At 52.8% G+C, this 26,583-nt stretch carries 23 protein-coding genes; 12 read left to right on the plus strand and 11 right to left on the minus strand.

What is annotated here, in order from left to right; translation table 11 throughout:
- The first annotated feature begins 10 nt into the window (after positions 1 to 10).
- Complete coding sequence (gene rluA, locus F4V72_RS09940; protein ID WP_053508846.1) at positions 11 to 670, plus strand: bifunctional tRNA pseudouridine(32) synthase/23S rRNA pseudouridine(746) synthase RluA; 660 nt, start codon at positions 11 to 13, stop codon at positions 668 to 670.
- Positions 671 to 728: 58 nt separating this feature from the next.
- Here the strand turns inward: rluA and djlA are convergent, their stop codons facing one another.
- Positions 729 to 1,538, minus strand: coding sequence for a co-chaperone DjlA (djlA, locus tag F4V72_RS09945; protein ID WP_023245682.1), 810 nt, complete (start codon positions 1,536 to 1,538; stop codon positions 729 to 731).
- Between the two features lie 253 nt (positions 1,539 to 1,791).
- On the opposite strand from djlA, the gene lptD reads away from it, so the two are divergent.
- Genes lptD through apaH form a run of 6 tightly spaced genes read left to right on the plus strand, consistent with a single transcriptional unit; the run spans position 1,792 to position 8,538 of the window.
- Entirely contained in the window at positions 1,792 to 4,152 is a 2,361-nt protein-coding gene (gene lptD, locus F4V72_RS09950) for an LPS assembly protein LptD (RefSeq protein WP_023245681.1), read from the plus strand.
- 53 nt (positions 4,153 to 4,205) lie between these two features.
- Complete coding sequence (surA, locus tag F4V72_RS09955) at positions 4,206 to 5,492, plus strand: peptidylprolyl isomerase SurA (RefSeq protein WP_023245680.1); 1,287 nt, start codon at positions 4,206 to 4,208, stop codon at positions 5,490 to 5,492.
- Entirely contained in the window at positions 5,492 to 6,481 is a 990-nt protein-coding gene (gene pdxA / locus F4V72_RS09960; RefSeq protein WP_023245679.1) for a 4-hydroxythreonine-4-phosphate dehydrogenase PdxA, read from the plus strand. The genes surA and pdxA overlap by 1 nt, the downstream gene beginning before the upstream one ends.
- Positions 6,478 to 7,299, plus strand: a complete 822-nt coding sequence (gene rsmA / locus F4V72_RS09965) for a 16S rRNA (adenine(1518)-N(6)/adenine(1519)-N(6))-dimethyltransferase RsmA (protein ID WP_001065397.1) — start codon at positions 6,478 to 6,480, stop codon at positions 7,297 to 7,299. Before pdxA ends, rsmA begins: the two co-directional genes overlap by 4 nt.
- Positions 7,300 to 7,301: 2 nt before the next feature.
- Entirely contained in the window at positions 7,302 to 7,679 is a 378-nt protein-coding gene (apaG, locus tag F4V72_RS09970; protein WP_000610894.1) for a Co2+/Mg2+ efflux protein ApaG, read from the plus strand.
- Positions 7,680 to 7,689: 10 nt separating this feature from the next.
- Entirely contained in the window at positions 7,690 to 8,538 is an 849-nt protein-coding gene (apaH, locus tag F4V72_RS09975) for a bis(5'-nucleosyl)-tetraphosphatase (symmetrical) ApaH (protein WP_023245677.1), read from the plus strand.
- Positions 8,539 to 8,632: 94 nt separating this feature from the next.
- On the opposite strand, the gene folA is transcribed toward apaH, so the two are convergent.
- From folA to F4V72_RS10020, 9 genes are all read right to left on the minus strand, one after another.
- Complete coding sequence (folA, locus tag F4V72_RS09980) at positions 8,633 to 9,112, minus strand: type 3 dihydrofolate reductase (protein WP_000624378.1); 480 nt, start codon at positions 9,110 to 9,112, stop codon at positions 8,633 to 8,635.
- 198 nt (positions 9,113 to 9,310) lie between these two features.
- Complete coding sequence (kefC, locus tag F4V72_RS09985) at positions 9,311 to 11,173, minus strand: glutathione-regulated potassium-efflux system protein KefC (protein ID WP_053508852.1); 1,863 nt, start codon at positions 11,171 to 11,173, stop codon at positions 9,311 to 9,313.
- Entirely contained in the window at positions 11,166 to 11,696 is a 531-nt protein-coding gene (kefF, locus tag F4V72_RS09990) for a glutathione-regulated potassium-efflux system oxidoreductase KefF (protein WP_053529490.1), read from the minus strand. Before kefF ends, kefC begins: the two co-directional genes overlap by 8 nt.
- 99 nt (positions 11,697 to 11,795) lie before the next feature.
- The gene (locus F4V72_RS09995; protein ID WP_001172089.1) at positions 11,796 to 12,026 is read right to left on the minus strand and encodes a YgdI/YgdR family lipoprotein; all 231 of its coding nucleotides are present in this window, start codon (positions 12,024 to 12,026) and stop codon (positions 11,796 to 11,798) included.
- 88 nt (positions 12,027 to 12,114) lie between these two features.
- Entirely contained in the window at positions 12,115 to 13,455 is a 1,341-nt protein-coding gene (locus tag F4V72_RS10000) for an MFS transporter (protein ID WP_053508856.1), read from the minus strand.
- A 104-nt stretch (positions 13,456 to 13,559) separates the two neighbouring features.
- Complete coding sequence (fixX, locus tag F4V72_RS10005; protein ID WP_000203755.1) at positions 13,560 to 13,847, minus strand: ferredoxin-like protein FixX; 288 nt, start codon at positions 13,845 to 13,847, stop codon at positions 13,560 to 13,562.
- Positions 13,844 to 15,130, minus strand: a complete 1,287-nt coding sequence (locus tag F4V72_RS10010; protein ID WP_079817150.1) for an FAD-dependent oxidoreductase — start codon at positions 15,128 to 15,130, stop codon at positions 13,844 to 13,846. Before F4V72_RS10010 ends, fixX begins: the two co-directional genes overlap by 4 nt.
- Before the next feature lie 48 nt (positions 15,131 to 15,178).
- Positions 15,179 to 16,123: an electron transfer flavoprotein subunit alpha/FixB family protein gene (locus F4V72_RS10015; protein WP_136058493.1), complete on the minus strand. Its 945-nt coding sequence runs from the start codon at positions 16,121 to 16,123 to the stop codon at positions 15,179 to 15,181.
- A gap of 9 nt (positions 16,124 to 16,132) precedes the next feature.
- Positions 16,133 to 16,906, minus strand: a complete 774-nt coding sequence (locus F4V72_RS10020; protein ID WP_023245669.1) for an electron transfer flavoprotein FixA — start codon at positions 16,904 to 16,906, stop codon at positions 16,133 to 16,135.
- Between the two features lie 478 nt (positions 16,907 to 17,384).
- On the opposite strand from F4V72_RS10020, the gene caiT reads away from it, so the two are divergent.
- From caiT to caiD, 5 genes are all read left to right on the plus strand, one after another.
- On the plus strand, positions 17,385 to 18,902 hold the full coding sequence (gene caiT / locus F4V72_RS10025; RefSeq protein ID WP_000845326.1) for an L-carnitine/gamma-butyrobetaine antiporter: 1,518 nt from the start codon (positions 17,385 to 17,387) through the stop codon (positions 18,900 to 18,902).
- 31 nt (positions 18,903 to 18,933) lie between these two features.
- Positions 18,934 to 20,076 (plus strand): crotonobetainyl-CoA dehydrogenase, encoded by a 1,143-nt coding sequence (gene caiA, locus F4V72_RS10030; protein WP_000347100.1) that lies wholly within the window; start codon positions 18,934 to 18,936, stop codon positions 20,074 to 20,076.
- Positions 20,077 to 20,175: 99 nt separating this feature from the next.
- Positions 20,176 to 21,396, plus strand: coding sequence for an L-carnitine CoA-transferase (gene caiB / locus F4V72_RS10035; protein ID WP_053508866.1), 1,221 nt, complete (start codon positions 20,176 to 20,178; stop codon positions 21,394 to 21,396).
- A gap of 62 nt (positions 21,397 to 21,458) precedes the next feature.
- Positions 21,459 to 23,012, plus strand: a complete 1,554-nt coding sequence (caiC, locus tag F4V72_RS10040) for a crotonobetaine/carnitine-CoA ligase (RefSeq protein ID WP_023245667.1) — start codon at positions 21,459 to 21,461, stop codon at positions 23,010 to 23,012.
- Positions 23,013 to 23,126: 114 nt separating this feature from the next.
- Positions 23,127 to 23,912 carry a crotonobetainyl-CoA hydratase gene (gene caiD, locus F4V72_RS10045; protein ID WP_023245666.1) on the plus strand — a complete coding sequence of 262 codons (786 nt, stop codon included), beginning with the start codon at positions 23,127 to 23,129 and terminating at the stop codon, positions 23,910 to 23,912.
- A gap of 204 nt (positions 23,913 to 24,116) precedes the next feature.
- On the opposite strand, the gene F4V72_RS10050 is transcribed toward caiD, so the two are convergent.
- Positions 24,117 to 26,006, minus strand: a complete 1,890-nt coding sequence (locus tag F4V72_RS10050) for a sulfatase-like hydrolase/transferase (protein WP_136058494.1) — start codon at positions 26,004 to 26,006, stop codon at positions 24,117 to 24,119.
- Between the last annotated feature and the right edge of the window lie 577 nt (positions 26,007 to 26,583).

A 26,583-nucleotide genomic window follows, 5' to 3' on the forward strand; every position in this document is an offset into this window, starting at 1 on the left:
GGAGCCGTACATGGGGATGGAAAACTACAATCCGCCGCAGGAACCCTGGCTGGTTATCCTGTATCAGGATGAGCACATTATGGTGGTCAACAAGCCCAGCGGTCTGTTGTCCGTGCCGGGACGTCTGGAAGCGCACAAAGACAGCATTATGACGCGTATCCAGCGCGACTACCCGCAGGCAGAGTCGGTGCATCGTCTGGATATGGCCACCAGCGGCGTGATTGTAGTGGCGCTGACCAAAGCCGCGGAGCGGGAGCTAAAACGCCAGTTCCGCGAACGTGAGCCGAAAAAGCAGTATGTGGCGCGTGTATGGGGGCATCCCTCCCCTGCGGAAGGGGTGGTTGACTTACCGCTCATCTGCGACTGGCCGAACCGGCCAAAGCAGAAAGTGTGTTATGAAACCGGCAAACCGGCGCAAACGGAATATAACGTGGTGGACTTTGCGGCGGATAATACCGCCCGCGTGGTGCTCAAACCGATCACCGGACGTTCGCATCAGCTTCGTGTGCATATGCTGGCGTTAGGTCACCCGATTTTAGGCGATCGATTTTACGCCTCGCCGGAAGCACTGGCTCTGGCGCCGCGTTTGCAGTTACATGCCGAAATGCTGACCATTACCCACCCCGCTTACGGCACCAGCATGACCTTTAAAGCGCCAGCGGATTTTTAGCGAAAACGCCCGATTGTAGGCCGGATAAGACGCCACGCGTCGCTATCCGGCAAAACGGTTACTTAAATCCTTTCTGTTCTTTAATTAATTCATATGCTTTCTGAATTTCCTGCGCTTTTTGCTTCGCCATCTCCATCATTTCCGGCGGCAATCCTTTCGCCACCAGCTTATCGGGATGATGCTCGCTCATCAGCTTGCGATAAGCGCGTTTAATGGTGGTCGCATCGTCGGTGGTTTTAACACCCAGCACATTACAGGCATCTTCCAGAGTCGGGCCGCGCTGCGTCTGCTGCCAGCCGCCGGACTGTTGATGATAACCGCCGCCAAACTGCGCGCCGCCCTGCATCATGCGCAAAAACTGATCGAACTGCACGCGGGAAATGCCTAACTCCTCCGCAATCACATACAGCACTTCCCGCTCATTAGGGTGCAGCGAGCCATCGGCAAACGCCGCCTGGATCTGAATTTCCAGAAACATCCGAATCAGATCAAAACGCCCGAAGCAAACGCTGCGAAACTGTCGCATCTTTTCACGTAATGGGTAATTATCCGCTTTTCCGACCCGAAAGGCGTTCTGCGCGGCAGTACGTGAATCGCCGTGTAAATTCATGCGATCCATCAACTGACTGGCGATATGAATATCCGCTTCCGTCACCCGTCCTTTTGATTTGGTTAAGTGGCCCATCACCTCAAAGGTGGTGGCAAAAAACAGCGCTTGTCGTTCCCGCTGGTTGGCAAACCACGCCATTTTTCTGCTGCGGGCTTTGTCGAACATATGGCCCACCAACAGACCCAGGACCACGCCCCAAAAGCCGCCGCCCATTATCAGGGCGACGGCGACGCCAATTATCTTTCCCCAGTACTGCATAGACTCCCCAAAACGTTACGCTATCGGTGAGGCTATCTCCCACAAAATAAGGTGCTTTTCCGCGAATGAAGGCTACGGTCAATTGTGGGACATCGCCTATAATTTGCATTATCATACCTGTCATTCAATGCCGTGCCTAACACCACAGACGCTAAACGGCAGGATTAACACTGGCGCAGCGAAGATGAGTAAGTTAGGCTGTGACCGTTTGTCACGCGCAACGCTACCGATGATGGAACAATAAATACAACGTATGAAAAAACGTATTCCCACTCTTCTGGCCACCATGATCGCCAGCGCCCTTTATAGTCATCAGGGTCTGGCAGCCGATCTTGCCTCACAGTGTATGTTGGGCGTGCCGAGCTATGATCGTCCTCTGGTAAAAGGCGATACCAACGATCTGCCAGTCACTATCAATGCCGATAACGCTAAAGGTAACTACCCGGACGATGCCGTTTTTACCGGCAACGTGGACATTATGCAGGGGAATAGTCGCCTGCAAGCGGATGAAGTACAACTTCATCAGAAGCAGGCGGAAGGTCAGCCGGAACCTGTACGTACCGTCGATGCGCTGGGTAATGTCCATTATGATGACAATCAGGTCATCCTGAAAGGGCCGAAGGGCTGGGCGAACCTGAACACCAAAGACACGAACGTCTGGGAAGGCGACTACCAAATGGTGGGCCGTCAGGGGCGCGGTAAAGCCGACCTCATGAAGCAGCGCGGCGAAAACCGCTATACCATTCTGGAAAACGGCAGCTTTACCTCCTGTTTGCCTGGCTCCAATACCTGGAGCGTGGTGGGGAGTGAAGTCATCCATGACCGTGAAGAACAGGTTGCGGAAATCTGGAACGCCCGGTTTAAAGTCGGTCCGGTTCCGATCTTTTATAGCCCCTATTTACAGCTACCCGTCGGTGACAAACGTCGCTCAGGTTTCCTGATCCCGAACGCGAAATACACGACCAAGAACTATTTCGAATTCTACTTACCGTATTACTGGAACATCGCGCCCAATATGGACGCCACCATTACCCCGCACTATATGCACCGCCGCGGCAATATTATGTGGGAGAACGAATTCCGTTATCTCACGCAGGCGGGCGCGGGGCTGATGGAATTAGACTATCTGCCTTCTGATAAAGTCTATGAAGACGATCACCCCAAAGAGGGCGATAAGCACCGCTGGTTATTCTACTGGCAGCACTCAGGCGTGATGGATCAGGTGTGGCGTTTTAACGTCGATTACACCAAAGTCAGCGACTCCAGCTATTTTAACGATTTCGATAGTAAGTACGGTTCCAGTACTGACGGCTACGCAACGCAGAAATTCAGCGTCGGCTACGCCGTACAAAACTTTGACGCTACGGTGTCGACCAAGCAATTCCAGGTATTTAACGATCAGAACAACAGCAGCTACTCGGCGGAGCCGCAGTTAGACGTTAACTACTATCATAACGATCTTGGGCCGTTTGATACCCGGATTTACGGCCAGGCGGTACACTTTGTCAACACCAGAGACGATATGCCGGAAGCGACCCGCGTCCACCTGGAGCCGACCATCAACTTGCCGCTCTCCAACCGCTGGGGCAGCCTGAACACCGAAGCGAAGCTGATGGCGACGCACTACCAGCAAACGAATCTGGATGCCTATAACAATAATTCAGCGAACGTGAATAAGCTGGATGATTCGGTTAACCGCGTCATGCCGCAGTTTAAAGTCGACGGGAAATTAGTCTTCGAACGTGATATGGCGATGCTGGCGCCGGGGTATACCCAAACGCTGGAACCACGCGTGCAGTACCTGTATGTGCCGTATCGCGACCAGAGCGGCATCTATAACTACGACTCTTCTTTACTGCAATCCGACTATAACGGCCTGTTCCGCGACCGCACTTATGGCGGTCTCGACCGTATTGCTTCCGCCAACCAGGTCACGACCGGCGTCACAACACGCATTTATGATGATGCCGCCGTTGAACGTTTTAACGTTTCTGTGGGTCAAATCTACTATTTCACGGAGTCTCGCACCGGCGATGACAACATTAAATGGGAGAATGACGACAAAACCGGTTCGCTGGTTTGGGCAGGCGACACTTACTGGCGTATTTCAGAACGCTGGGGTCTGCGTAGCGGAGTACAGTACGATACCCGTCTGGATAGCGTCGCCACCAGCAGCAGCAGCCTCGAATACCGTCGGGATCAGGATCGTCTGGTACAGTTGAACTACCGCTATGCCAGCCCGGAATATATTCAGGCCACGTTGCCTTCGTATTATTCCACGGCAGAGCAGTATAAAAACGGCATCAACCAGGTGGGCGCGGTGGCAAGTTGGCCAATTGCCGATCGCTGGTCAATTGTCGGCGCGTACTACTTCGATACCAATTCGAGTAAACCTGCAGACCAGATGCTCGGCTTGCAGTACAACTCTTGCTGCTATGCGATCCGCGTCGGATACGAACGTAAGCTGAACGGTTGGGATAACGATAAACAACACGCGATTTATGATAACGCGATCGGCTTCAACATTGAGCTGCGCGGTTTGAGCTCTAACTACGGCCTCGGCACGCAAGAAATGTTGCGTTCTAACATTCTGCCGTATCAAAGCTCTATGTAATCTGATTGATTTACCACGTAATCCGCATTGCGGTTAATTGAAATGGAAAAAGTATGAAGAACTGGAAAACGCTGCTTCTCGGTATCGCCATGATCGCGAATACCAGTTTCGCTGCCCCCCAGGTAGTCGATAAAGTCGCAGCCGTCGTCAATAATGGCGTCGTGCTGGAAAGCGACGTTGATGGCTTAATGCAATCAGTCAAACTCAACGCGGGTCAGGCAGGTCAGCAGCTTCCGGACGACGCCACGCTGCGTCATCAGATCCTGGAACGTTTGATTATGGATCAAATTATCCTGCAAATGGGTCAAAAGATGGGGGTGAAAATCACGGATGAGCAGTTGGATGAGGCCATCGCCAACATCGCCAAACAGAACAATATGACGATGGATCAGATGCGCAGCCGCCTGGCTTACGATGGGCTGAACTATTCAACCTACCGTAACCAGATTCGTAAAGAGATGATTATCTCTGAAGTGCGCAACAACGAGGTTCGTCGCCGTATCACCGTTTTGCCGCAAGAAGTTGACGCGCTGGCAAAACAGATTGGCACCCAAAACGACGCCAGCACCGAGCTGAACCTGAGCCATATCCTGATTGCACTGCCGGAAAACCCCACCTCCGGGCAGGTTAACGACGCGCAACGCCAGGCGGAAAGCATTGTTGAAGAAGCGCGTAACGGCGCAGATTTCGGCAAACTGGCGATTACCTACTCTGCCGACCAGCAGGCGTTAAAAGGCGGTCAGATGGGCTGGGGCCGTATTCAGGAGCTGCCGGGGATTTTCGCCCAGGCGCTGAGTACAGCAAAGAAAGGCGACATTGTCGGCCCGATTCGCTCCGGCGTCGGCTTCCACATTCTGAAAGTAAACGACCTGCGCGGTCAGAGCCCGAATATCTCCGTGACCGAAGTTCACGCTCGTCACATTCTTCTTAAGCCGTCGCCGATCATGACCGATCAGCAGGCGCGCCTGAAGCTGGAAGAAATTGCGGCTGACATTAAGAGTGGTAAAACCACGTTTGCCGCCGCGGCGAAAGAGTACTCTCAGGACCCTGGCTCCGCTAACCAGGGCGGTGATTTAGGTTGGGCTACGCCAGATATTTTTGATCCGGCGTTCCGCGACGCGCTGACGAAGCTGCATAAAGGCCAAATGAGCGCGCCGGTACACTCCTCTTTCGGCTGGCATCTGATCGAATTGCTGGATACGCGTAAGGTAGATAAAACCGACGCGGCGCAGAAAGATCGCGCTTATCGTATGCTGATGAACCGTAAATTCTCAGAAGAAGCGGCGACCTGGATGCAAGAACAGCGAGCCAGTGCTTACGTTAAGATTCTGAGTAACTAATGAGCAGTGCGCAACGCGTTGTTATCACTCCCGGCGAACCCGCCGGGATTGGCCCCGATCTTGTTGTCCAACTGGCGCAACGCGCGTGGCCGATTGAACTGGTCGTCTGTGCGGATGGCGCGCTCCTGACGGAGCGGGCCGCCATGCTCGGCCTGCCCCTCTCGCTTCTCCCTTACTCGCCTGATGTCCCCGCTGCGCCACAGCCCGCGGGAACGCTGACCCTATTGCCGGTCTCGCTGCGCGCGCCTGCTATTCCCGGTCAGTTGACGGTAGAAAATGGCCCCTATGTGGTGGAAACGCTGGCGCGGGCCTGCGACGGCTGTCTGCAACATGAATTCGCGGCGCTGATCACCGGGCCGGTGCACAAAGGCGTGATCAATGACGCCGGCATTCCGTTCACCGGACATACGGAGTTTTTTGAGGAACGCTCGCAGGCGAAAAAAGTGGTGATGATGCTGGCGACCGAAGCGTTACGTGTCGCGCTGGCGACCACGCATTTGCCGCTGCGGGCGATTGCAGACGCCATCACCTCTGCGCTTTTGCACGAAGTGATTGCTATTTTGCATCACGATTTGCGGACCAAATTTGGTATTGCCGAACCGCGCATTCTTGTCTGTGGCCTGAATCCGCACGCGGGCGAAGGCGGTCATATGGGCACGGAAGAGATAGACACCATCATTCCGGTGCTCGACGAGCTGCGGGCGCAGGGAATGCACCTTACCGGTCCGCTGCCCGCCGATACGCTGTTTCAGCCCAAATATCTCGACCATGCTGATGCGGTGCTGGCAATGTACCACGATCAGGGCCTGCCCGTGCTAAAATACCAGGGATTCGGTCGGGGAGTGAATATTACGCTCGGCCTACCTTTTATTCGAACCTCCGTTGACCACGGCACCGCGCTTGAACTGGCGGGCCAGGGAAAAGCGGATGTCGGCAGTTTTATTACGGCGCTTAATCTCGCCATCAAAATGATTGTTAATACCCAATGAATAATCGAGTCCATCAGGGCCATTTAGCCCGTAAACGCTTCGGGCAAAACTTTCTCAACGATCGGTTTGTGATCGACAGTATTGTTTCTGCTATTAATCCGCAAAAAGGCCAGGCGATGGTTGAAATCGGCCCCGGTCTGGCCGCGCTGACGGAACCGGTCGGCGAACGACTGGATAAGCTCACGGTCATCGAGCTTGACCGCGATCTGGCGGCGCGTTTGCAAACCCATCCGTTCTTAGGGCCGAAACTGACCATTTATCAGCAGGACGCCATGACCATGAACTTTGGCGAACTGTCTGCGCAGTTGGGCCAACCGCTGCGTGTGTTCGGCAATCTGCCCTATAACATCTCCACCCCGCTGATGTTCCATCTCTTTAGCTATACTGATGCCATTGCCGACATGCACTTTATGTTGCAAAAAGAAGTGGTAAATCGTCTGGTTGCAGGGCCGAACAGCAAAGCGTATGGTCGTTTAAGCGTGATGGCGCAATATTACTGTCAGGTGATCCCGGTGCTTGAAGTACCGCCATCCGCCTTCACGCCGCCGCCCAAAGTGGACTCCGCCGTGGTGCGTCTGGTTCCACACGCAACGATGCCTTACCCGGTTAAAGATATTCGCGTGTTGAGCCGTATTACCACCGAGGCCTTTAACCAGCGCCGTAAAACGATCCGTAACAGCCTCGGCAATCTTTTTAGCGTTGAGACGTTGACGGAAATGGGTATTGACCCGGCAATGCGCGCGGAAAATATCTCTGTCGCGCAGTACTGCCAGATGGCCAACTATCTGTCGGAAAACGCGCCTTTGAAGGAGAGTTAAATATGATCAATTCGCCCAGAGTGTGTATTCAGGTGCAAAGCGTCTATATTGAGGCGCAATCCTCACCTGACGATGAACGTTACGTTTTTGCCTATACCGTGACCATCCGCAATCTGGGCCGGGCGCCAGTGCAGCTACTAGGCCGCTACTGGCTGATTACCAATGGTCATGGCCGTGAAACTGAAGTCCAGGGCGAAGGTGTGGTTGGCGTCCAGCCGCGCATTGCGCCAGGCGAAGAGTATCAGTACACCAGCGGCGCGGTAATTGAAACGCCGCTGGGCACCATGCAGGGTCATTACGAAATGATCGATGAAAATGGCGACGCCTTTACCATCGACATTCCCGTGTTTCGACTCGCCGTCCCTACACTCATTCACTAAAATTATAGCAATGGCAACATACCTCATCGGCGACGTTCACGGTTGCTACGACGAACTGATCGCCTTATTACAGCAAGTGGAATTTACGCCAGAAACAGACACTCTGTGGCTGACTGGCGATTTGGTCGCCCGCGGTCCCGGTTCTCTGGACGTGTTACGCTACGTCAAAGCACTTGGCGATAGCGTGCGTCTGGTGTTGGGGAATCACGATTTACATCTACTGGCCGTATTCGCCGGGATTAGCCGCAACAAACCCAAAGACCGGCTAACCCCGCTTCTTGAAGCGCCGGACGCCGATGAGCTGCTGAATTGGTTACGTCGTCAGCCGCTGTTGCAGGTAGACGAGGAGAAAAAGCTGGTCATGGCGCATGCGGGTATTACGCCGCAGTGGGATTTGCAGACGGCAAAAGAGTGCGCCCGCGATGTTGAAGCGGTGTTGTCGAGCGACTCGTACCCGTTTTTCCTCGACGCGATGTATGGCGATATGCCGAATAACTGGTCGCCGGAGTTAAGCGGTCTGGCGCGGCTACGCTTTATTACTAATGCCTTTACCCGTATGCGTTACTGCTTTCCTAACGGTCAACTGGATATGTACAGCAAAGCGTCGCCGGAAAATGCCCCTGCGCCGCTGAAGCCGTGGTTTGCCATTCCAGGGCCAGTGAGCGAGGCTTACAGCATCGCGTTCGGGCACTGGGCGTCGCTGGAAGGGAAAGGGACGCCGGAGGGTATTTACGCGCTGGATACCGGCTGCTGCTGGGGCGGAGAGTTGACCTGTTTACGTTGGGAAGATAAACAGTATTTTGTGCAGCCGTCAAACCGCCAGATGGATATGGGCGAAGGCGAAGCAATCAACGCCTGATGGCGCTGCGCTTATCTGGCCTACACAGTCCGTGAGCGTAGGCCGGATAAGACGCCATGCGTCGCCATCCGGCAACATACATATCCGCCGCCGCTTACCGCCGTTCCAGAATCTCGAAACAATAGCTGTGAGAGTTCTGCGCGTCGGCATCGTGAAACTCACTGAATACCGACTCCCAGTCATCCGGTTCATAATCCGGAAAATGGGTATCGCCTTCGACTTCCGCATCAATATGCGTCAGATAAAGCTTCTGTGCTTTTGGCAGGAACTGCTCATACACGCGCCCGCCGCCAATGACCATAATTTCCGGCGCATCGCCGCAAGCGGCAATCGCCTCATCGACAGACTTCACCCACTGCACGCGATCGTCGGTGCCCGGCTGGCTGCTGATAATAATATTTTTACGTCCCGGTAAGGGGCGTCCGATAGATTCCCAGGTGTGACGTCCCATGACGACAGGTTTATTTAACGTGTTACGTTTAAACCAGGCGAGATCGGCAGGCAGGTTCCACGGCATGGCGTTTTCCATACCGATGACGCGATCCACCGCTAACGCCGCAATCAGACTGATCATTAATTATTTCCTGATACCAAAAAAATTGCCGCCACTATACGTAAAGCGCAATCTTTCGTCGACTGACGAAAAGAGGATGAGCACGAAAATTTTTCGTTCTGCTGGCGACGCCACTCATTTGATGTGGAGCGCCAGCATTACAGTAGTTCAAAAACAGCCAATTAGCAGTAAAGTTTGCAGAACATCACATTTTTTACTTTAGATTGACGGTTTGACCTCGGGTTCATCGGCGACCTCCCCGGAATGTTTGCCCTCCGCCGTTCCCTGCCAGCCGTGACGCTGAATCAACGACAGATGCTCCCGATCCTCGGTAATAATTTCGCTCAACATCGCGCTGGTACGTTTATAGGCGGCGGCGCGAGATAACGGATCGTTTTCCCCTTTCGCCATCTCTTCCACCATCTGGGTATTAAAATGGCGGAACAGATCCGCGCGCTCGCGGGCTTCATAACGCCCCAGCCCCAGCGCTTCCAGCGCCTGTCGCCCGCTTTTGAGCGCGCCTTCGAAAGTTTCACGTTCGGGCATCGCCACGCCGGCCTGTCGCAGGCGAATGTAATGATCGACATCACGAGCGCGGGCGATAATCTGCAGATGCGGGAAATGCGTCTTCACCAGTTCGCTCAGTTGCAGATTGGTTTGCGGATCGTCAATGGCGTTAATCAATACCTCCGCCTTCGCCGCTCCGGCAGATTCCAGCAAATCCATACGCGTCGCGTCGCCATAAAAAACCTTCATGCCGAATTTACGCAGCGTTTCGATATGATCGGGGTCGTGATCGAGCACCACCATCTTCACCCCGCTCGACAGCAGCAGACGCCCGGCTATCTGACCAAATCGCCCAAACCCGGCCACAATGACCCGCGGCTGCTCTTCATCGATTTCATCCGCCTCGCGCGCTTCGCCCGTCGCGGCCTTCTCCATGCGCGTCAGCAGCACCAGAAAAATCGGCGTTGCCGCCATCGACAGCGCGACCGCCAGCGTCAGCGCTTTCGCCCACTCCGACTCAAGGACATCCGCCATTTGCGCTGCGCCAAAAACCACAAACGCAAACTCACTTCCCTGGCCTAATAAGACGGCAAACCAGCGACGCTGTTTTGCCGGTACGCCCAGGGGCCTCGCGACCAGCCACAGCATAACGATTTTGATCGCCAGAAAACCGACCAACAACAGCAGAATACGCAGCGGATTCTCCACCAGCGTGCCGAAATCAATCGACATGCCGACGCCAATAAAGAACAGCCCCAGCAGCAATCCCTTAAAGGGTTCAATATCGCTTTCCAGCGCATGACGATATTCCGAACTCGCCAGCAGAACGCCCGCCAGGAACGCGCCCATCGCCATTGACAGCCCAACCTCTTCGAGCAACAGGCCGAAACCAAACACCAGAAATAGCGCCACGGCGCTGAACACCTCCCGCAAACCAGAACGCGCGACAAAGCGCAGCGCCGGGCGCGTGACGTAGCGTCCCAACAGCACCACCAGCGCCAACGCGCCTGCGACTTTTAACGCCGACAGCGCAAACGCGCCAAGCGTGGTGGATGCGCCGCTGGCGGCCAGTAGCGGAATCATCGCCACCAGCGGGATCGCCGCGATATCCTGGAACAAAAGCACCGCAAATGCGCTACGCCCCACTTGCGAAACGGTCAGGTTACGCTCATTCATTGCCTGCATGGCGATAGCCGTGGACGAGAGCGCCAGCGTCATACCGATCAGTTCCGCCACCTGCCAACGCAGGCCAAGAAACATACAGAACAGACCAATCAGTCCGCCGCAGACCACCATCTGCAACGCGCCGCCGCCAAATACCGAGGCGCGCAGCTTCCATAACCGCTGCGGGTCCAGTTCAAGCCCAATGACAAACAACATCAGCACGACGCCGATTTCCGCAAAATGCAGAATAGATTCGGCATCCGTCACCAGTCGCAGCCCCCAGGGGCCGATAATGCAACCCGCAATCAGATACCCCAGCACCGAACCTAAGCCCAAACGTACCGCAATCGGCACAATCAACGCCGCCGAACCAAGATAGATCAGCGCCTGCAGTAGAGTATGACTATCCATGATTCGCCTCCTGCCATACCAGTAAACGCTGTTTATACTGACGCGCCTGCGCCTGTAAGGTCTCGTTATCGCAAATGAACGTGCAGTGCATGGCAAACGGCGGCAGCCACGTTAAACCACAATAGAGCGCCGTCGCCTGTAGCGGCTGAGAAAGGACGTCAAATCCCGGATGTGAACCGATAGCAAAATGGTTTTCACCACCGCCGGTCGTTACCGCCCACAGCAGATGTTTACCGTGCAATGCCGTACCGCCATGACCGTAGGCCCAGCCGTGGGCGAGGACTTTATCCATCCATAATTTGAGTAAAGGAGGGACGCTGTACCACTGCATCGGATGCTGCCAGACGATAAGACTCGCGCGCGACAGCGCCTGCTGCTCGGCGGCAACGTCAATATTAAAATCGGGATAGAGGTGATAAAGCGAACGTATTTCGACGTTTTCCAGCGTCCCTGCCTGTTCAAGCATCCGTTTATTCGCATGAGAGTGATGCGGATACGGATGCGCATAAATAATGAGGATCATGATTAGCCTGTGATTATCGGTTTTTTATCACAAAGTGTAGTGACAAATTCACCAGGCTAATAGTGAATATTATTGAGCAGCTAATCAGAAAAAATTGAATTAATTATCCAGCTCGCTCATATTTTTCAGCTGATCGCGGTTAATCTGTTCGGTTTTCCCGGTGGCGGCGTTTTTGTAAGACACCATACCGGTATCGTTATCGACCTCGGGTTTCCCGTCGGTGACGATAGTTTTGCCATCCGTGGTTTCAACCGCCTGGTTAGAAGAGCATCCTGCGACGGTGAATAGGGTTGCTGCGGTAAACAGTGCGGTCATAAGACGTTTTTGCATGGTGTTCTCCCTGCTTTTCAGTTGTTTTAGCATGTGACTGTTAACTTTAGCGTTATTGGCGAAAAGCGGGGAGAAATGCAGAACACTCTTAACGAGGGTTATCCGATGGCGTTCCGCGCAAAGTCATGTTTCCGGTCTGTGTTAGCGTCAAGCCGCGAGTTTCCGGGGCAAACATCACCGATACGCCAAGCCCGACTAACGAAATCAACGCGCCAATCAGCATGACGTTATTAATACCGTAACGAGTAATAAAAATCGGTAATGCCCAGGTGGAGACAATGGTTCCAATGCGGCTTAATGACATGATGACCCCTACGGCCGAAGCGCGAATGTCCGTAGGGAAGAGTTCATTAGGATAAAGCCATTGCAGTATGCCCGGTCCGCCGGAAAAGAAGGCGTACACCGCAAACGCCACCACTACCAGTATGATGCCCAGATTTGACACCAGCCCCAGCAACGCCAGCGCAATAGTCATCATTGCGAAGCTGCCAATAAGCAGAGGGCGACGGCCAATACTGTTTAGCCAGAACATCGCCGGTATACAGCCCAGCATAAAAAAGAGGCTAATCACCACATTGCCGAGCGCTGCGCTGCGCCCCTGTTCCCAGCCGAGTAACCCGACGATCTGCGGCCCAAAGGTATAGATAGCGAACATCGGGATCACCTGACAGGTCCAGATAGCCGCGACGAACAGTACAAACGGGAAATGACGGCGGTTAAACAGTTGCAGGAAGCGGGTCTCCTGCGGCGGCTCATCGTCAAAGCAGACCGGTTCGCCGAACAGTTTGATCATCATTTGTTCGCACTCTTTTACCCGTCCTTTTCGCAATAGCCAGCGTGGCGATTCCGGCAGGTCAAAGCGGCCAATCAAAATGATTAAGCATGGGATAAAGGCGCTGCCAAGCATCCAGCGCCAGCCGCCTTCCATGTCATACAACCAATACCCCACCAGATTGGCGCAGGTCGCGCCGACGTACCACATCGCGGCGATAAAACCGATGGAAAACGCGCGCTGCCGGGTATTGGAAAACTCCGTAATCATGGACGTGGCGATAGGGTAATCCGCGCCGATAACAATGCCAATTAAAACGCGCATCACCAGCAATTCAAGCGGCGTGGAAACAAACATGGTCGCCACGGAGATAGCGCCGATAGCGATAATATCAAGCAGGAACATTTTACGCCGCCCGACTTTATCGCAAATATAGCCAAACAGCGAGGTGCCGATAAACAGTCCGGCAAGCGTAGCCGCGCCGAGCGCGCCAATCCATTCAGCATCAAGGTGCAATAGCGGCGTCAGTTGTTCCAGCGCCACGCCAATGATCACCAGCACGTAGCCATCAAGGAACGGGCCGCCGCTTCCCCACAGCATAATTCTGCGATGAATGGCGGAGAATTTAAGGTCGTCAAAGTTCCTGGGCTGCGGCATGGTTATGTCCTGTTTTATCCTGGTTGCCTGATGGCGCTGCGCGTATCAGGCCGACCAGGTCCGTGAGCGTAGGCCGGATAAGCGCAGCGCCATCCGGCAGTCAATCAACCGTAGCGAAACTCCACGCCAAAGGTACCGCGCGGGTATTCCCACTTTTCCAGCGCGCTGTCCAGGCCGAGAATCCGACAGGTACCGCATTCCAGACAGCCGGCGTAGTCAAACCGCACGCTGCCGTCATCCTGCTTCTTGTACAGCCCGGCGGGACATGCCTTAATCAGCACCTCCAGCGCCTGCTTATCCGGTTCGGTTTTCAGCACGATATGCGGGTTATTTTCATCGACGTTGAATTTATTAACGCCCAGCTTGACGTCAACATTGACGGGGGAAGTCATAATACGGTCGCTCCTTTAATACCGTCCTTCATCAGATTGATAAGGCCGACTTTCTTTGCATGACGCAGGATTTTTTTACGCATCGGCTCCGGCGCGCCGCCATCAACGGTAAACAGATCGCGGGCGATACCGACCGCCATTTCCGGATAGCGGGTAAACATGCGCGGGTTATCGAGAAACGCCGGCAGACGCTGGTACATTCGCATATCCCGCATCAGACCGTTGTCGAGATGCTGGCGATATTCCGCCAGTTTTTGCCGACTGAAATCAGCGCTGCGCAGTGCGGAAAGGACGGTTTTCGCCGCCGCGTCTCCTGCCGCCACGGCCAAATCCATACCGCGGATAGTAAAGCCCAGATTCATGCACATTCCGCCAGCATCACCGGCAATCAACACCCCGTCGCCCACCAGCTCAGGCTGCATAGCAAACCCGGCCTCCGGGACGACGTGCGCGGCATACTCCACCAGTTTGCCGCCGGCGATCAGCGGCGCGACCGCCGGATGCTGTTTAAAATCTTCCAGCATTTGCGGCACGGATTTTGTCGCCGCGTTCAGATGGTGCAGACCGCACACCAGCCCCAGCGACAGCGTGGTTTCATTGGTATACAAAAATCCACCGCCCATCAGCCCTGCGGTCGGCGCGCCGGCGAACAGGCAGGCTGCGCCTTCATTGCCCCGAAGTTGAAAACGATCTTCAATAACGGATTGGGGTAATTCGATCAGTTCTTTCACCCCCACCGCAACGTGCGAGGCGTTGACGCGTTTCGCCATGCCCAGCTTTTCCGCCAGCAAGGAATTGACGCCGTCCGCCAGGATCACGACTTTCGCTTCGATAATATCGCCATCGGCCTCCACGCCGACGACCTTGTCGTCGCGCTGTACGACGTTATCCACGCGGATACCGGTAATCAGTTGCGCGCCCGCTTCTTCCGCCTGCTCCATCAGCCAGGCGTCAAATTTACTGCGCAGCACGGAATAAGAACGCTGTGAAGGCGCTTGCTCCTCCGCATTAACATAATCAACCGCCATCACCCCTTGTTCGGTCATAAAGGCGAGTTTTTCATGGGTAATGAGACGTTCTACGGGCGCTCGTGCCGCAAAATCGGGTAGAATACGCTCCAGGCTATGCGCGTAGAGGCGACCGCCAGTGACGTTTTTCGCGCCAGCAGAATTGCCTCGCTCAATCACCAGTACCTGCGCGCCTTCACGCGCCAGCACCAACGCGGCGACTGACCCGGCCAGCCCTGCGCCGACAATAATGGCGTCAAAGATATCTTCAGACATAGAAACTCCCAGTCAGCGGCGGGACGTGCTTTGCCCCGCCTTGCTCAATCAACGTGCTAATGCCTGGATCAGCGCGGGCAGGAGCTTTACCGCATCGCCCACAATGCCGTAATCCGCGTACTGGAAGATCGGCGCGTTTTTATCTTTGTTAATGGCGCAGATCGTTTGCGATCCATTCGCCCCGACCATGTGCTGGATCTGCCCGGAGATCCCGATGGCAAGATAAAGTTCGGGTTTTAACATCAGGTTGGAGATACCGACATAACGCTCATGTTCCATCCATTTTTCGTTTTCCGCGACCGGACGAGAGCAGGCCAGCTCCGCGCCGATGGTCTGACACAGCGCCTGTGCCAACGCGATATTCTCTTTACTGCCGATCCCGCGTCCAACGCTCACCACCAGCCGCGCTTTATCCAGATCGACGCGGTTGCTCTGACGCGCCTGCGTCGCGGTACGCGTCACCGCTATCGCCGGCGCTATCCACTCCACGCTCTGCGCCTCGCCGCGGCGCGCCGTATCCGCCTGCGCCGGTTCGAAAGCGCCGCTGCTCAGCGTGACTACCGCCCAGGGAGAGGTAATCGTCTCTTCGCCCATCGCCAGCCCGCCGTAAACCATGTGTTTTACCGCAGCCCCTTCCGCTTGTGGTACGACGCTACTGGCATCGTTAGACACCGCCGCTGCCAGACGGTAGCCGAGCTTAGCCGCCAGCAGTTTTCCGCGACGGGTATTCGGCAGTAGTACCATGCCCGCCTCGCCGCCATGTTTATGGAGGGTTTCCACTATGGCTTCCGCATAGTCTTCCACCATACGGTCATCAGGTTTACCGCGTAAAAACCAGACGCGATCCGCGCCAAAATGGAACGCTGCCTCGCTATCCGCCTCGCTCAGTACGAAAATGTTAATCTGTTCGCCGGTATGCTGCGCGCCGCCCATCAGTTCCGGCAGACGAGAAGACGTATCGCTGAATACCCAAACACTGGAAAACTTGCTCATAACTTCCCCTTAGTTAATGATTTTGCGCAGGTTTTCGGCGAATGCGGCGATCTGTTCTTCGCCCTCGCCTTCAATGACAATTCGCTGACGCTCGCGCTGTTTCGGCGCAGCGACGCGTTGGCTGGAGTAGTCAGCCGCCGCGCTAAAGCCGATGTCCGCCGCAGACCAGACCTGGACGGGCTTTTTCGCCGCGCCGAGAATCGCTTTCATCGACGGGATTTGCGGGGAGTTAATATCGGTAGAGACCGCCACGACCGCAGGTAACGGGATATGCAGCGTTTCGATTTCATCTTCCAGCTCGCGCTCAACGATAAGGGCGTCTTCACTCAGCGAAAGGATGTTGCGCACGCCGTTAATGGCCGGGATATGCAGCGTTTCACCCAGCAGCAGGCTCACCTGCTGAGCATAAAGATCGGAAGAGCCATCGCCGCAGATAATCAGATCAAAACCCGCTTTTTGCGCAGCGGCGGCGAGCGCGGCGGCGGTTTGTTGCGGCAGCGCCTGTTCAAACTGCTCATCAATTACGACAATAAGATCGTCAGGGCCGCGAGAAAGCACATCTTTACGCCCTTTGGCATTGGTCAGCGCCTGGCCGCCCACGCTCATTGCCGTCACCACGGCATCGCTGGCCTGCTGTTTTAACTGGCAAGCGGCTTCAATCGCATTTAAATCGTATTGGCTAATTTTGGCGTCGGCTTTACGGGTATCTAATGAACCATCTTCGTTATTAATCACAATATCCTGTTCATCAGGCACGCACTTGTAGCAAGTCAATATCTTCATTGCATCTCCAGAAATCATGAAGGAAAGATCATCTATATCGGCGGTGTTAAATACAGATATCACGCTCTTAAATTCGGGAATAAAACATTAATCACCAATATTGAAAAAGTCACATCCTGTTCTTCATAACTTTCAATATTGTTAAGCACCTCACCAATATTGAACAGTCAGCGACAAAATATAAAAATTTTCAATATTGTTTTACGGATCACCAATATTGAAAGAGAGGCGCGCAAAAAACGCCCAACAACCCTGTATTTCATTGATTATAAAGAAATAAATACAAAACAAACCGTCAACATAAACGACAAAAAAGTGTGATCCAGATTACAGAACGTCGTGCGATGAATACTCATTATGAGTTACTCGCAAAAGCGCCCTGAGGTCAAATTATCACCGGTCGAATATTCAGGAAAATAAACAAAATATAATAGCCAGGAACGCAGCATAAATTTCGTTTTGACACTGGAATTAACTCATGAAAACTGACAAGAAAAAGTCTGGAATAGAACCAAAGGTTTTTTTCCCGCCACTTATAATCGTAGGGATACTTTGTTGGCTAACGGTTCGGGATCTTGATGCGGCAAATAATGTTATTAACGCCGTATTCAGTTATGTCACCAACGTATGGGGATGGGCCTTTGAATGGTATATGGTCGTCATGCTCATCGGCTGGTTCTGGCTGGTCTTTGGTCCTTATGCGAAAAAGAAATTAGGCGATGAACCGCCGGAATTCAGCACCGCTAGCTGGATTTTTATGATGTTCGCCTCCTGTACCTCCGCCGCCGTCCTGTTCTGGGGGTCGATAGAAATTTATTACTATATTTCTACGCCGCCGTTCGGCCTTGCGCCCAACTCCACCGGCGCGAAAGAGATTGGCCTCGCCTATAGCCTGTTCCACTGGGGCCCGCTGCCGTGGGCGACCTACAGTTTCCTCTCCGTCGCTTTTGCCTACTTCTTTTTCGTCCGTAAGATGGATGTTATCCGTCCCAGCTCCACGCTGGTACCGCTGGTCGGCGAAAAACATGCCAAAGGGCTTTTCGGCACCATCGTCGATAACTTCTACCTGGTGGCGCTGATCTTTGCGATGGGAACCAGCCTCGGTCTGGCGACGCCGCTGGTGACGGAGTGTATGCAGTATCTGTTCGGTATTCCGCACACCCTGGAGCTGGACGCCATTATTATTACCTGCTGGATCATCCTGAACGCGATCTGTGTCGCCTGCGGTTTGCAAAAAGGGGTCAGAATCGCCAGCGACGTTCGCAGCTATTTAAGCTTTCTGATGCTGGGCTGGGTATTCATCGTCAGCGGCGCCAGCTTCATCATGAACTATTTTACCGATTCGGTCGGTACACTGTTGATGTACCTGCCGCGGATGCTGTTTTACACCGATCCGATAGGTAAAAGCGGGTTCCCGCAAAGCTGGACCGTCTTTTACTGGGCATGGTGGGTGATTTACGCCATCCAGATGAGCATCTTTCTCGCCCGTATTTCCCGTGGTCGGACAGTGCGTGAACTCTGCTTCGGCATGGTGCTGGGGCTGACGGCTTCTACCTGGATTTTGTGGACCGTCCTCGGCAGCAATACTCTCCTGCTAATGGATAAAAATATCCTCAATATTCCGCAGTTGATCGACCAACACGGCGTGGCGCGCGCCATTATCGAAACCTGGGCTGCCCTGCCGCTCAGTACCGCCACCATGTGGGGATTCTTCATCCTGTGCTTTATCGCCACCGTCACGCTGATTAACGCCTGCTCTTATACCCTGGCGATGTCGACCTGTCGCGAAATACGCGACGGCGAAGAACCGCCGCTGCTGGTACGGATCGGCTGGTCGGTACTGGTGGGCATTATTGGCATTGTTCTGTTGGCGCTCGGCGGGCTGAAACCAATTCAAACCGCCATTATCGCCGGCGGCTGCCCGCTGTTCTTCGTCAACATTATGGTGACGCTCTCCTTTATCAAAGACGCCAAAACGCACTGGAAAGATAAATAAAATTAACCCCAAGAGATCAAGAGGTTGGAACATGGATTTTAATTTAAATGATGAACAGGAACTGTTTGTCGCCGGTATTCGTGAATTGATGGCCAGTGAGAACTGGGAAGCCTATTTTGCCGAGTGCGATCGTGACAGCATCTATCCCGAACGTTTTGTGAAAGCGCTGGCGGAGATGGGGATTGATAGCCTGCTGATCCCGGAAGAGCACGGTGGCCTGGACGCCGGATTCGTTACCGTTGCGGCGGTATGGATGGAATTGGGGCGTCTGGGCGCACCGACATATGTGCTGTACCAATTACCGGGCGGGTTCAACACTTTCCTGCGTGAAGGCACCCAGGAACAGATCGATAAGATTATGGCCTTTCGCGGCACCGGTAAGCAGATGTGGAACTCGGCAATTACCGAGCCGGGTGCCGGTTCGGATGTCGGGAGCTTAAAAACCACCTATACCCGCAAAAATGGTAAGGTTTACCTCAATGGCAGCAAGTGCTTTATCACCAGTAGCGCGTACACCCCCTACATTGTGGTGATGGCAAGAGATGGCGCATCGCCGGATAAGCCTGTCTATACCGAATGGTTTGTGGATATGAGCAAACCGGGCATCAAAGTGACCAAACTGGAAAAGCTCGGTCTGCGTATGGATAGCTGCTGCGAAATTACCTTCGATGAGGTTGAACTGGACGAGAAAGACAGGTTCGGTCGGGAAGGTAACGGCTTTAATCGCGTTAAAGAAGAGTTCGATCATGAACGTTTCCTGGTGGCGTTAACCAACTACGGCACGGCGCTATGCGCCTTTGAAGATGCGGCGCGTTACGCTAATCAGCGCGTGCAGTTTGGCGAGACAATTGGTCGCTTCCAACTGATTCAGGAGAAATTCGCCCATATGGCGATCAAATTAAACGCCATGAAAAATATGCTGCTGGAAGCGGCATGGAAGGCAGACAACGGCACAATCACCTCCGGCGATGCAGCCATGTGTAAATACTTCTGCGCTAACGCCGCGTTTGAGGTTGTGGACAGCGCCATGCAGGTATTAGGCGGCGTGGGCATTGCGGGGAATCATCGTATTTCGCGTTTCTGGCGCGATCTGCGCGTTGACCGCGTTTCCGGCGGATCTGACGAAATGCAGATCCTGACGCTCGGTCGCGCGGTGCTGAAGCAGTACCGCTAAGTAAAGCGCCCGGTGGCGCTGCGCTTACCGGGTCTACGGATTGTGCATGTTGTAATCCGGATAGGTGTTTACACCGCATCCGGCAACAGGAGTGATACCATGACAACGCATTTACCAATGCCTGCCTTCGGCCCCCTCTCGGGGCTGCGGGTGGTCTTTTCCGGAATAGAAATCGCCGGGCCGTTCGCCGGACAAATGTTCGCAGAATGGGGCGCGGAGGTTATCTGGATCGAAAACGTGGCCTGGGCCGATACCATTCGTGTCCAGCCGAATTATCCGCAGCTTTCACGTCGTAATCTGCACGCCCTTTCCCTGAACATCTTTAAAAACGAAGGACGAGAAGCGTTTCTGAAATTAATGGAAACGACCGATATCTTTATTGAAGCCAGCAAAGGCCCGGCGTTCGCCCGCCGCGGCATTACCGATGAAGTACTGTGGGAACATAACCCGAAACTGGTTATCGCCCATCTTTCCGGCTTCGGTCAGTTTGGCGACGAAGAGTATACCCATCTGCCGGCTTACAATACCATCGCCCAGGCGTTCAGCGGCTATCTGATCCAAAACGGCGATATCGACCAACCGATGCCCGCCTTTCCCTACACCGCCGACTATTTTTCCGGCCTGACCGCCACGACCTCGGCGCTGGCGGCGCTGCATAAAGTACGGGAAACCGGTAAAGGCGAAAGTATTGATATTGCGATGTATGAAGTGATGTTGCGGATGGGGCAGTATTTTATGATGGATTACTTCAACGGCGGCGAAATCTGCCCGCGAATGACCAAAGGTAAAGACCCTTATTACGCCGGTTGCGGATTATATAAATGCGCCGACGGTTATATCGTGATGGAGTTAGTCGGCATTACGCAAATTAACGAATGCTTTAAAGATATCGGCCTCGCGCATATTCTCGGTACGCCGGAAGTGCCGGAAGGCACGCAGTTGATTCACCGTATCGAATGCCCTTATGGGCCGCTGGTGGAAGAAAAACTGGATACCTGGCTGGCGACGCGTTCTATTGCTGACGTTCAGGCGCGTTTTGCCGAACTGAATATCGCCTGCGCAAAAGTGCTGACTATTCCGGAGCTGGAACATCATCCGCAGTACGTGGCCCGTGAGTCCATTACCCAGTGGCAAACGATGGACGGTCGCACCTGTAAGGGGCCGAATGTCATGCCGAAATTCAAAAACAACCCGGGGAAAATCTGGCGCGCCATGCCGTCACACGGCATGGATACCGCCGCCATTCTGAAAAATATTGGTTATAGCGAAGCAGATATTAAGGAACTGGTCGGCAAAGGGCTGGCCAAAGTTGAGGATTAAACGCGATGCGCTAATCGGTTTTCCGGTTAGCGCTCACGCCTGATTTTGTGGATAAAAGTGCAATGGATATTGTAGGCGGACAACACTTACGTCAGATGTGGGACGACCTGGCCGGAATATATGAAGACAAAACGGCGTTAATTTTTGAATCCTGCGCGGGAGAAGGACAACACTTCAGCTATGCCGCACTGAATAGAGAGATCAATCGCACGGCAAACCTTTTCTATTCCTTAGGCGTACGTAAAGGCGACAACGTTGCTTTGCATCTGGACAATTGCCCGGAATTTATCTTTTGCTGGTTTGGGCTGGCAAAAATCGGCGCCATCGTCGTGCCGATTAATGCCAGATTATTGCGCGAGGAGAGCGCCTGGATACTGCAAAATAGCCGGACATCGTTACTGGTCACCAGCGCGCCGTTTTATCCGATGTATCGTCAGACTCAACAGGAAGGGCACACGCCGCTCAGGCATATTTGTCTGATCGGCGCGACGTTTCCGGTCGAAGAAGGCGTTAGCCACTTTCACACGCTGAAAGCGCAGCAGCCCGACGTCCTGCTTTATACGCCGCCGTTAACGCCTGAGGATACCGCGGAAATCCTTTTTACCTCCGGCACAACGTCCCGCCCGAAAGGGGTAGTGATTACTCACTATAATTTACGTTTTGCTGGCTACTACTCCGCCTGGCAATGCGCGTTGCGCGAAGATGATGTTTATCTAACCGTCATGCCCGCCTTTCACATTGACTGCCAGTGTACGGCGGCGATGGCGGCCTTTTCAGCGGGCGCTACGTTTGTGCTGATCGAAAAATACAGCGCCCGCGCCTTCTGGGGACAGGTGAGAAAATATTGCGCGACCGTCACCGAATGTATCCCGATGATGATCCGAACGTTAATGACGCAGCCGCCCGCCGCTGACGATCGTCACCACTGTTTACGCGAAGTGATGTTTTACCTCAACCTCTCCGTGCAAGAGAAAGAGGCATTTATCGAACGCTTCGGCGTCCGACTGCTCACCTCTTATGGTATGACGGAAACCATCGTCGGTATTATCGGCGACCGCCCCGGCGATAAGCGACGCTGGCCGTCGATTGGTCGTCCGGGTTTTTGCTATGAAGCGGAGATTCGCGATGAGCAAAATCGTGCGTTGCCTCCCGGCGAAATCGGGGAAATATGCGTTAAAGGCATTCCCGGTAAAACGCTTTTTAAAGCCTATTTCGAACGCCCGGACGCTACAGCCAAAGCGCTTGAGCCTAACGGCTGGCTGCATACCGGCGATTCCGGCTATCGGGATGAGGAAGGGTTTTTCTATTTCGTCGATCGTCGCTGCAACATGATTAAGCGCGGCGGAGAAAATGTCTCTTGCGTCGAGCTGGAAAATATCATCGCCGGGCATCCTAAAATTCAGGATATCGTGGTTATCGGTATTAAGGATGATATTCGTGATGAAGCTATTAAAGCGTTTGTGGTACTCAATGAAGGTGAGACATTAACCGAGGAAGATTTTTTTACGTTTTGTGAGGCAAATATGGCGAAATTTAAAGTACCGTCATATCTGGAAATAAGAAAAGATTTGCCCCGTAATTGTTCAGGGAAAATCATTAAAAAAAATCTGAAATAACCTCTCCGGCGGGCACTGCCCGCTGAATACATCAACATTGTCGTGGAAATAGAGATATTTCTGGCGGATAACTGTGGCCCTGAAAAGGGAATAAGCGAATAAAGGATTGAAGATATGAGTGAATCATTGCACCTGACCCGTAATGGCCCCATTCTTGAAATTACGCTCGATCGCCCGAAAGCGAACGCGATTGACGCCAGAACCAGTTTTGCGATGGGTGAGGCCTTTCTGCGCTTCCGGGACGATCCGCATTTACGCGTAGCGATTGTCACCGGGGCGGGAGAGACGTTTTTTTCAGCCGGCTGGGATTTAAAAGCCGCCGCCGAAGGTGAAGCGCCAGATGCGGATTTCGGCCCCGGCGGTTTTGCCGGTTTAACCGAGCTTTTTGATCTTGATAAACCGGTGATTGCCGCGGTCAACGGCTACGCTTTCGGCGGCGGATTCGAACTGGCATTGGCGGCGGATTTCATTATCTGCGCGGATCACGCCAGCTTCGCGCTGCCGGAAGCAAAACTTGGTATTGTGCCAGATAGCGGCGGCGTACTGCGTCTACCGAAGATCCTGCCGCCTGCGATCGTCAATGATATGGTGATGACCGGCAGACGCATGACAGCGGAAGAAGCGCTGCGCTGGGGAGTGGTAAATCGCGTCGTCAGTCCACATGAGTTAATGGACAGCGCCCGTGAACTGGCGCAACAACTGGTGCAAAGCGCCCCCCTGGCGGTCGCCGCCTTGAAAGAAATGACCCGCACCACTCGCGATATGTCAGTCGAAGAGGGCTATCGCTATATCCGTAGCGGCGCGCTGAGACACTATCCCGCCGTCCTGCACTCGGAAGATGCCCTCGAAGGGCCACAGGCGTTTGCGGAAAAGCGCGATCCGGTGTGGAAAGGTCGGTGATGATAGCAGCCTTGAACCGCTGACAAACCGGTTTAAGGTCTTCTTGTCGGGCGGCGCTGCGCTAAATATGCCTGTAATTATTGCAATATCAATAGATTAAATGATGATACAGGCCCGATAAGCGCAGCGCCAACAGCATCTGACCTCCAGACCACGGTGGACGCCAGATCGCCGACACATAAATTAACCTAATGGGTCAGGCGCTTAATCTTTCGCCATGCGGTTAAACTGCTCAATGGTAAGATCCCACGGCTCGCGGGTGGCATCCGGCATAAAGCTGCCGTCATCCACGCCAATTTCGTCTTTGATAATTTTATTCAGTTTTTCATTCATCATCAGAATGAGATCCTGATATTTCTCTTTATCAGCAGCAAGGTTATGGTTCTCATCGGGATCATTTTTAAGATCGTAAAGTTCAAGATCGTTGTATTTAATAAGATCCTCCCAGGTTTCCGGCGTATTATGCTCCCTTAGCGAAAAATAGCGCGCAAACTTATAACGGCCATCGTTAATCATGCGCGTCCCTGAACGATGGCTGAAATCAGGATGCAAATGGGAGATTTCCTGCTTGATTTGCGCCACCGTTTTTTGCTTATCTCTTTGTAGCGCTATAACGCGGTGGAGATAATGGGCATCGGTATACAGGATCATGCCATAGCAATATAAGCTGGCGTTTCTCACCGCATTAACCGCAACGCCTTCCGGGTTTTTTAGCAATCTGCTAAAATTAACGCCTTTCCGGTTGCCTAACGCTTTGTGCTGTTTTTCTTCCGGCAAACCGGTCAGTCCAACTAATGTCGGCGCGATATCAAGATGACAGGTCAACGCCTGACATTTCTTATTACTTGGATACGCCGGGTGGGAAATAATCATCGGCACATGGATCTGTTCTTTATAAACGGAAGCGCCTTTACCGTGCATCTGATGGCTTCCGCCTAATTCGCCATGATCGGCAGTAAATACAACAATCGTTTTATCAGTCAACTTGAGGGCATCAAGTTCATTTAATATCCGGTCAAGGTGAGTATCACAATCGCGGATACAGTTGAAATAATAGTCAAGCAGTTTACGCCAACGACGATCTTCATCAGGAAACTGCCCTTCCAGCGCAGCGCGCGCCGTCTGGTATTCAAGATGCGCTGGCGGTCTTCCCTGCTCATTGAATGATTGATGCCTGTTTGCCGGCAGCGGATAGTTCAACCAGCTTGCCTGATAAAGCGCGTTTTCCGGCGGCTGCGTGGGCGCCAGGGTATTATCATCCTGATCCAGCTCGCCACGCCACTGTACCTTTTCTCCCTCCTTATCGGTATCAATAAACATCACGTCATGGGGATTAACGAGGTTAACGGCCAGGAACCAGGGCTTGTGTTGGTCATTCAGGGGCTGCCCCTTGCATCTTAACCAATTTATAGTCTGAGCCGTGGTGGTTGAATCATAAAAATAGCCGCCTTTACTATGGCCTATAATATCGCCGATACCGTGATAGTCAGAAAAACCATATTTTTCCATAATTTTATGTAATTCTGGTTCAGGAATATTCCCGACATCAATATCCTCATCTTTTTCGTCAGGCAGAGGCTTCTCCAGTTTTTCTGTAAGATGCCACTTACCTTTATAGGCCGTATAATATCCCAGCTCCTGCATCATATGTCCTGTAGTTCCAAGAGCGGGGTCAAGGTCATAGGGCATCCAGGGTAATCCCAGATTATCAAACATCTTTGTCTGGGGCATATGTAAGCCGGTATACAATACGGAGCGGGAAGGCGTACAAACATTACTGGTATTCTGGTGGTTACAGAATGTCACCCCCGTTTTCATGAGCCGCTCTCTGCCGGGTACCGGGAAAGGAAACGTAGGGAAAAAACGCTCCTGGTCGGTCACGACTAACAGAATATTATATCCTTCTGGCAATTTCTCCGGGATCTCGCCGGTAAACGGTTTATCCCAGGTCGGTTTCGCCTTAACGGCGCATTTTTCATCAGCCTTTACCGCGCCGGATAACATACCGCCGGCGGCAAGAATACCGGCGCTGGTTAACAGTTTCCTACGCGTAAGATCCGTCTCTTCTGTAGACAGATTTTTTTTATTACTCATATTATTATACCTGTTGTCAGTAAATTATCACATATTCATTTATTACTGTACGAGTAAGCGAGGACATATATCAATGTTTTCCGGGTAAGAATATGTGTTATATATTGATTTATATTTCAAATTAGAAATATATTAGCAAATGACAATATTCATCAGAAAATTATTTAGCCGAAAAGTACATTGTTTTTATTTTAGAGATACAACTCCAGACATTACTTCATAAAAAAATACATTATTAAACATACCTTATAGCACCATACTCGCTCCATTTCCCCTCAGCTACGGCGATTACCCTATGTCGCTGCAATGAAATTTCCCTGGAAAAGCATACCATTAGCAACAAGCCGCGCCACAACGGACATACAACCGGTAATATCACCCTACGAAATTAAAACATAACTCAATTTTGTTATATTGCTTATGGATAAAAACTATCGCATTACTGCGTGATTCAATAACCTTTCCGTCATTACAAACAGCAATATAAAATCCATTATTTATATAGGGTTATGTTTCTTTTTAACCTTTAAAGCATTATTTTACATTGACAAAAACATAAAGGGGCGGCTATAACAAG

It is taken from the genome of Salmonella enterica subsp. diarizonae, assembly GCF_008692785.1.
In the GTDB taxonomy this organism is placed as follows: domain Bacteria; phylum Pseudomonadota; class Gammaproteobacteria; order Enterobacterales; family Enterobacteriaceae; genus Salmonella; species Salmonella diarizonae.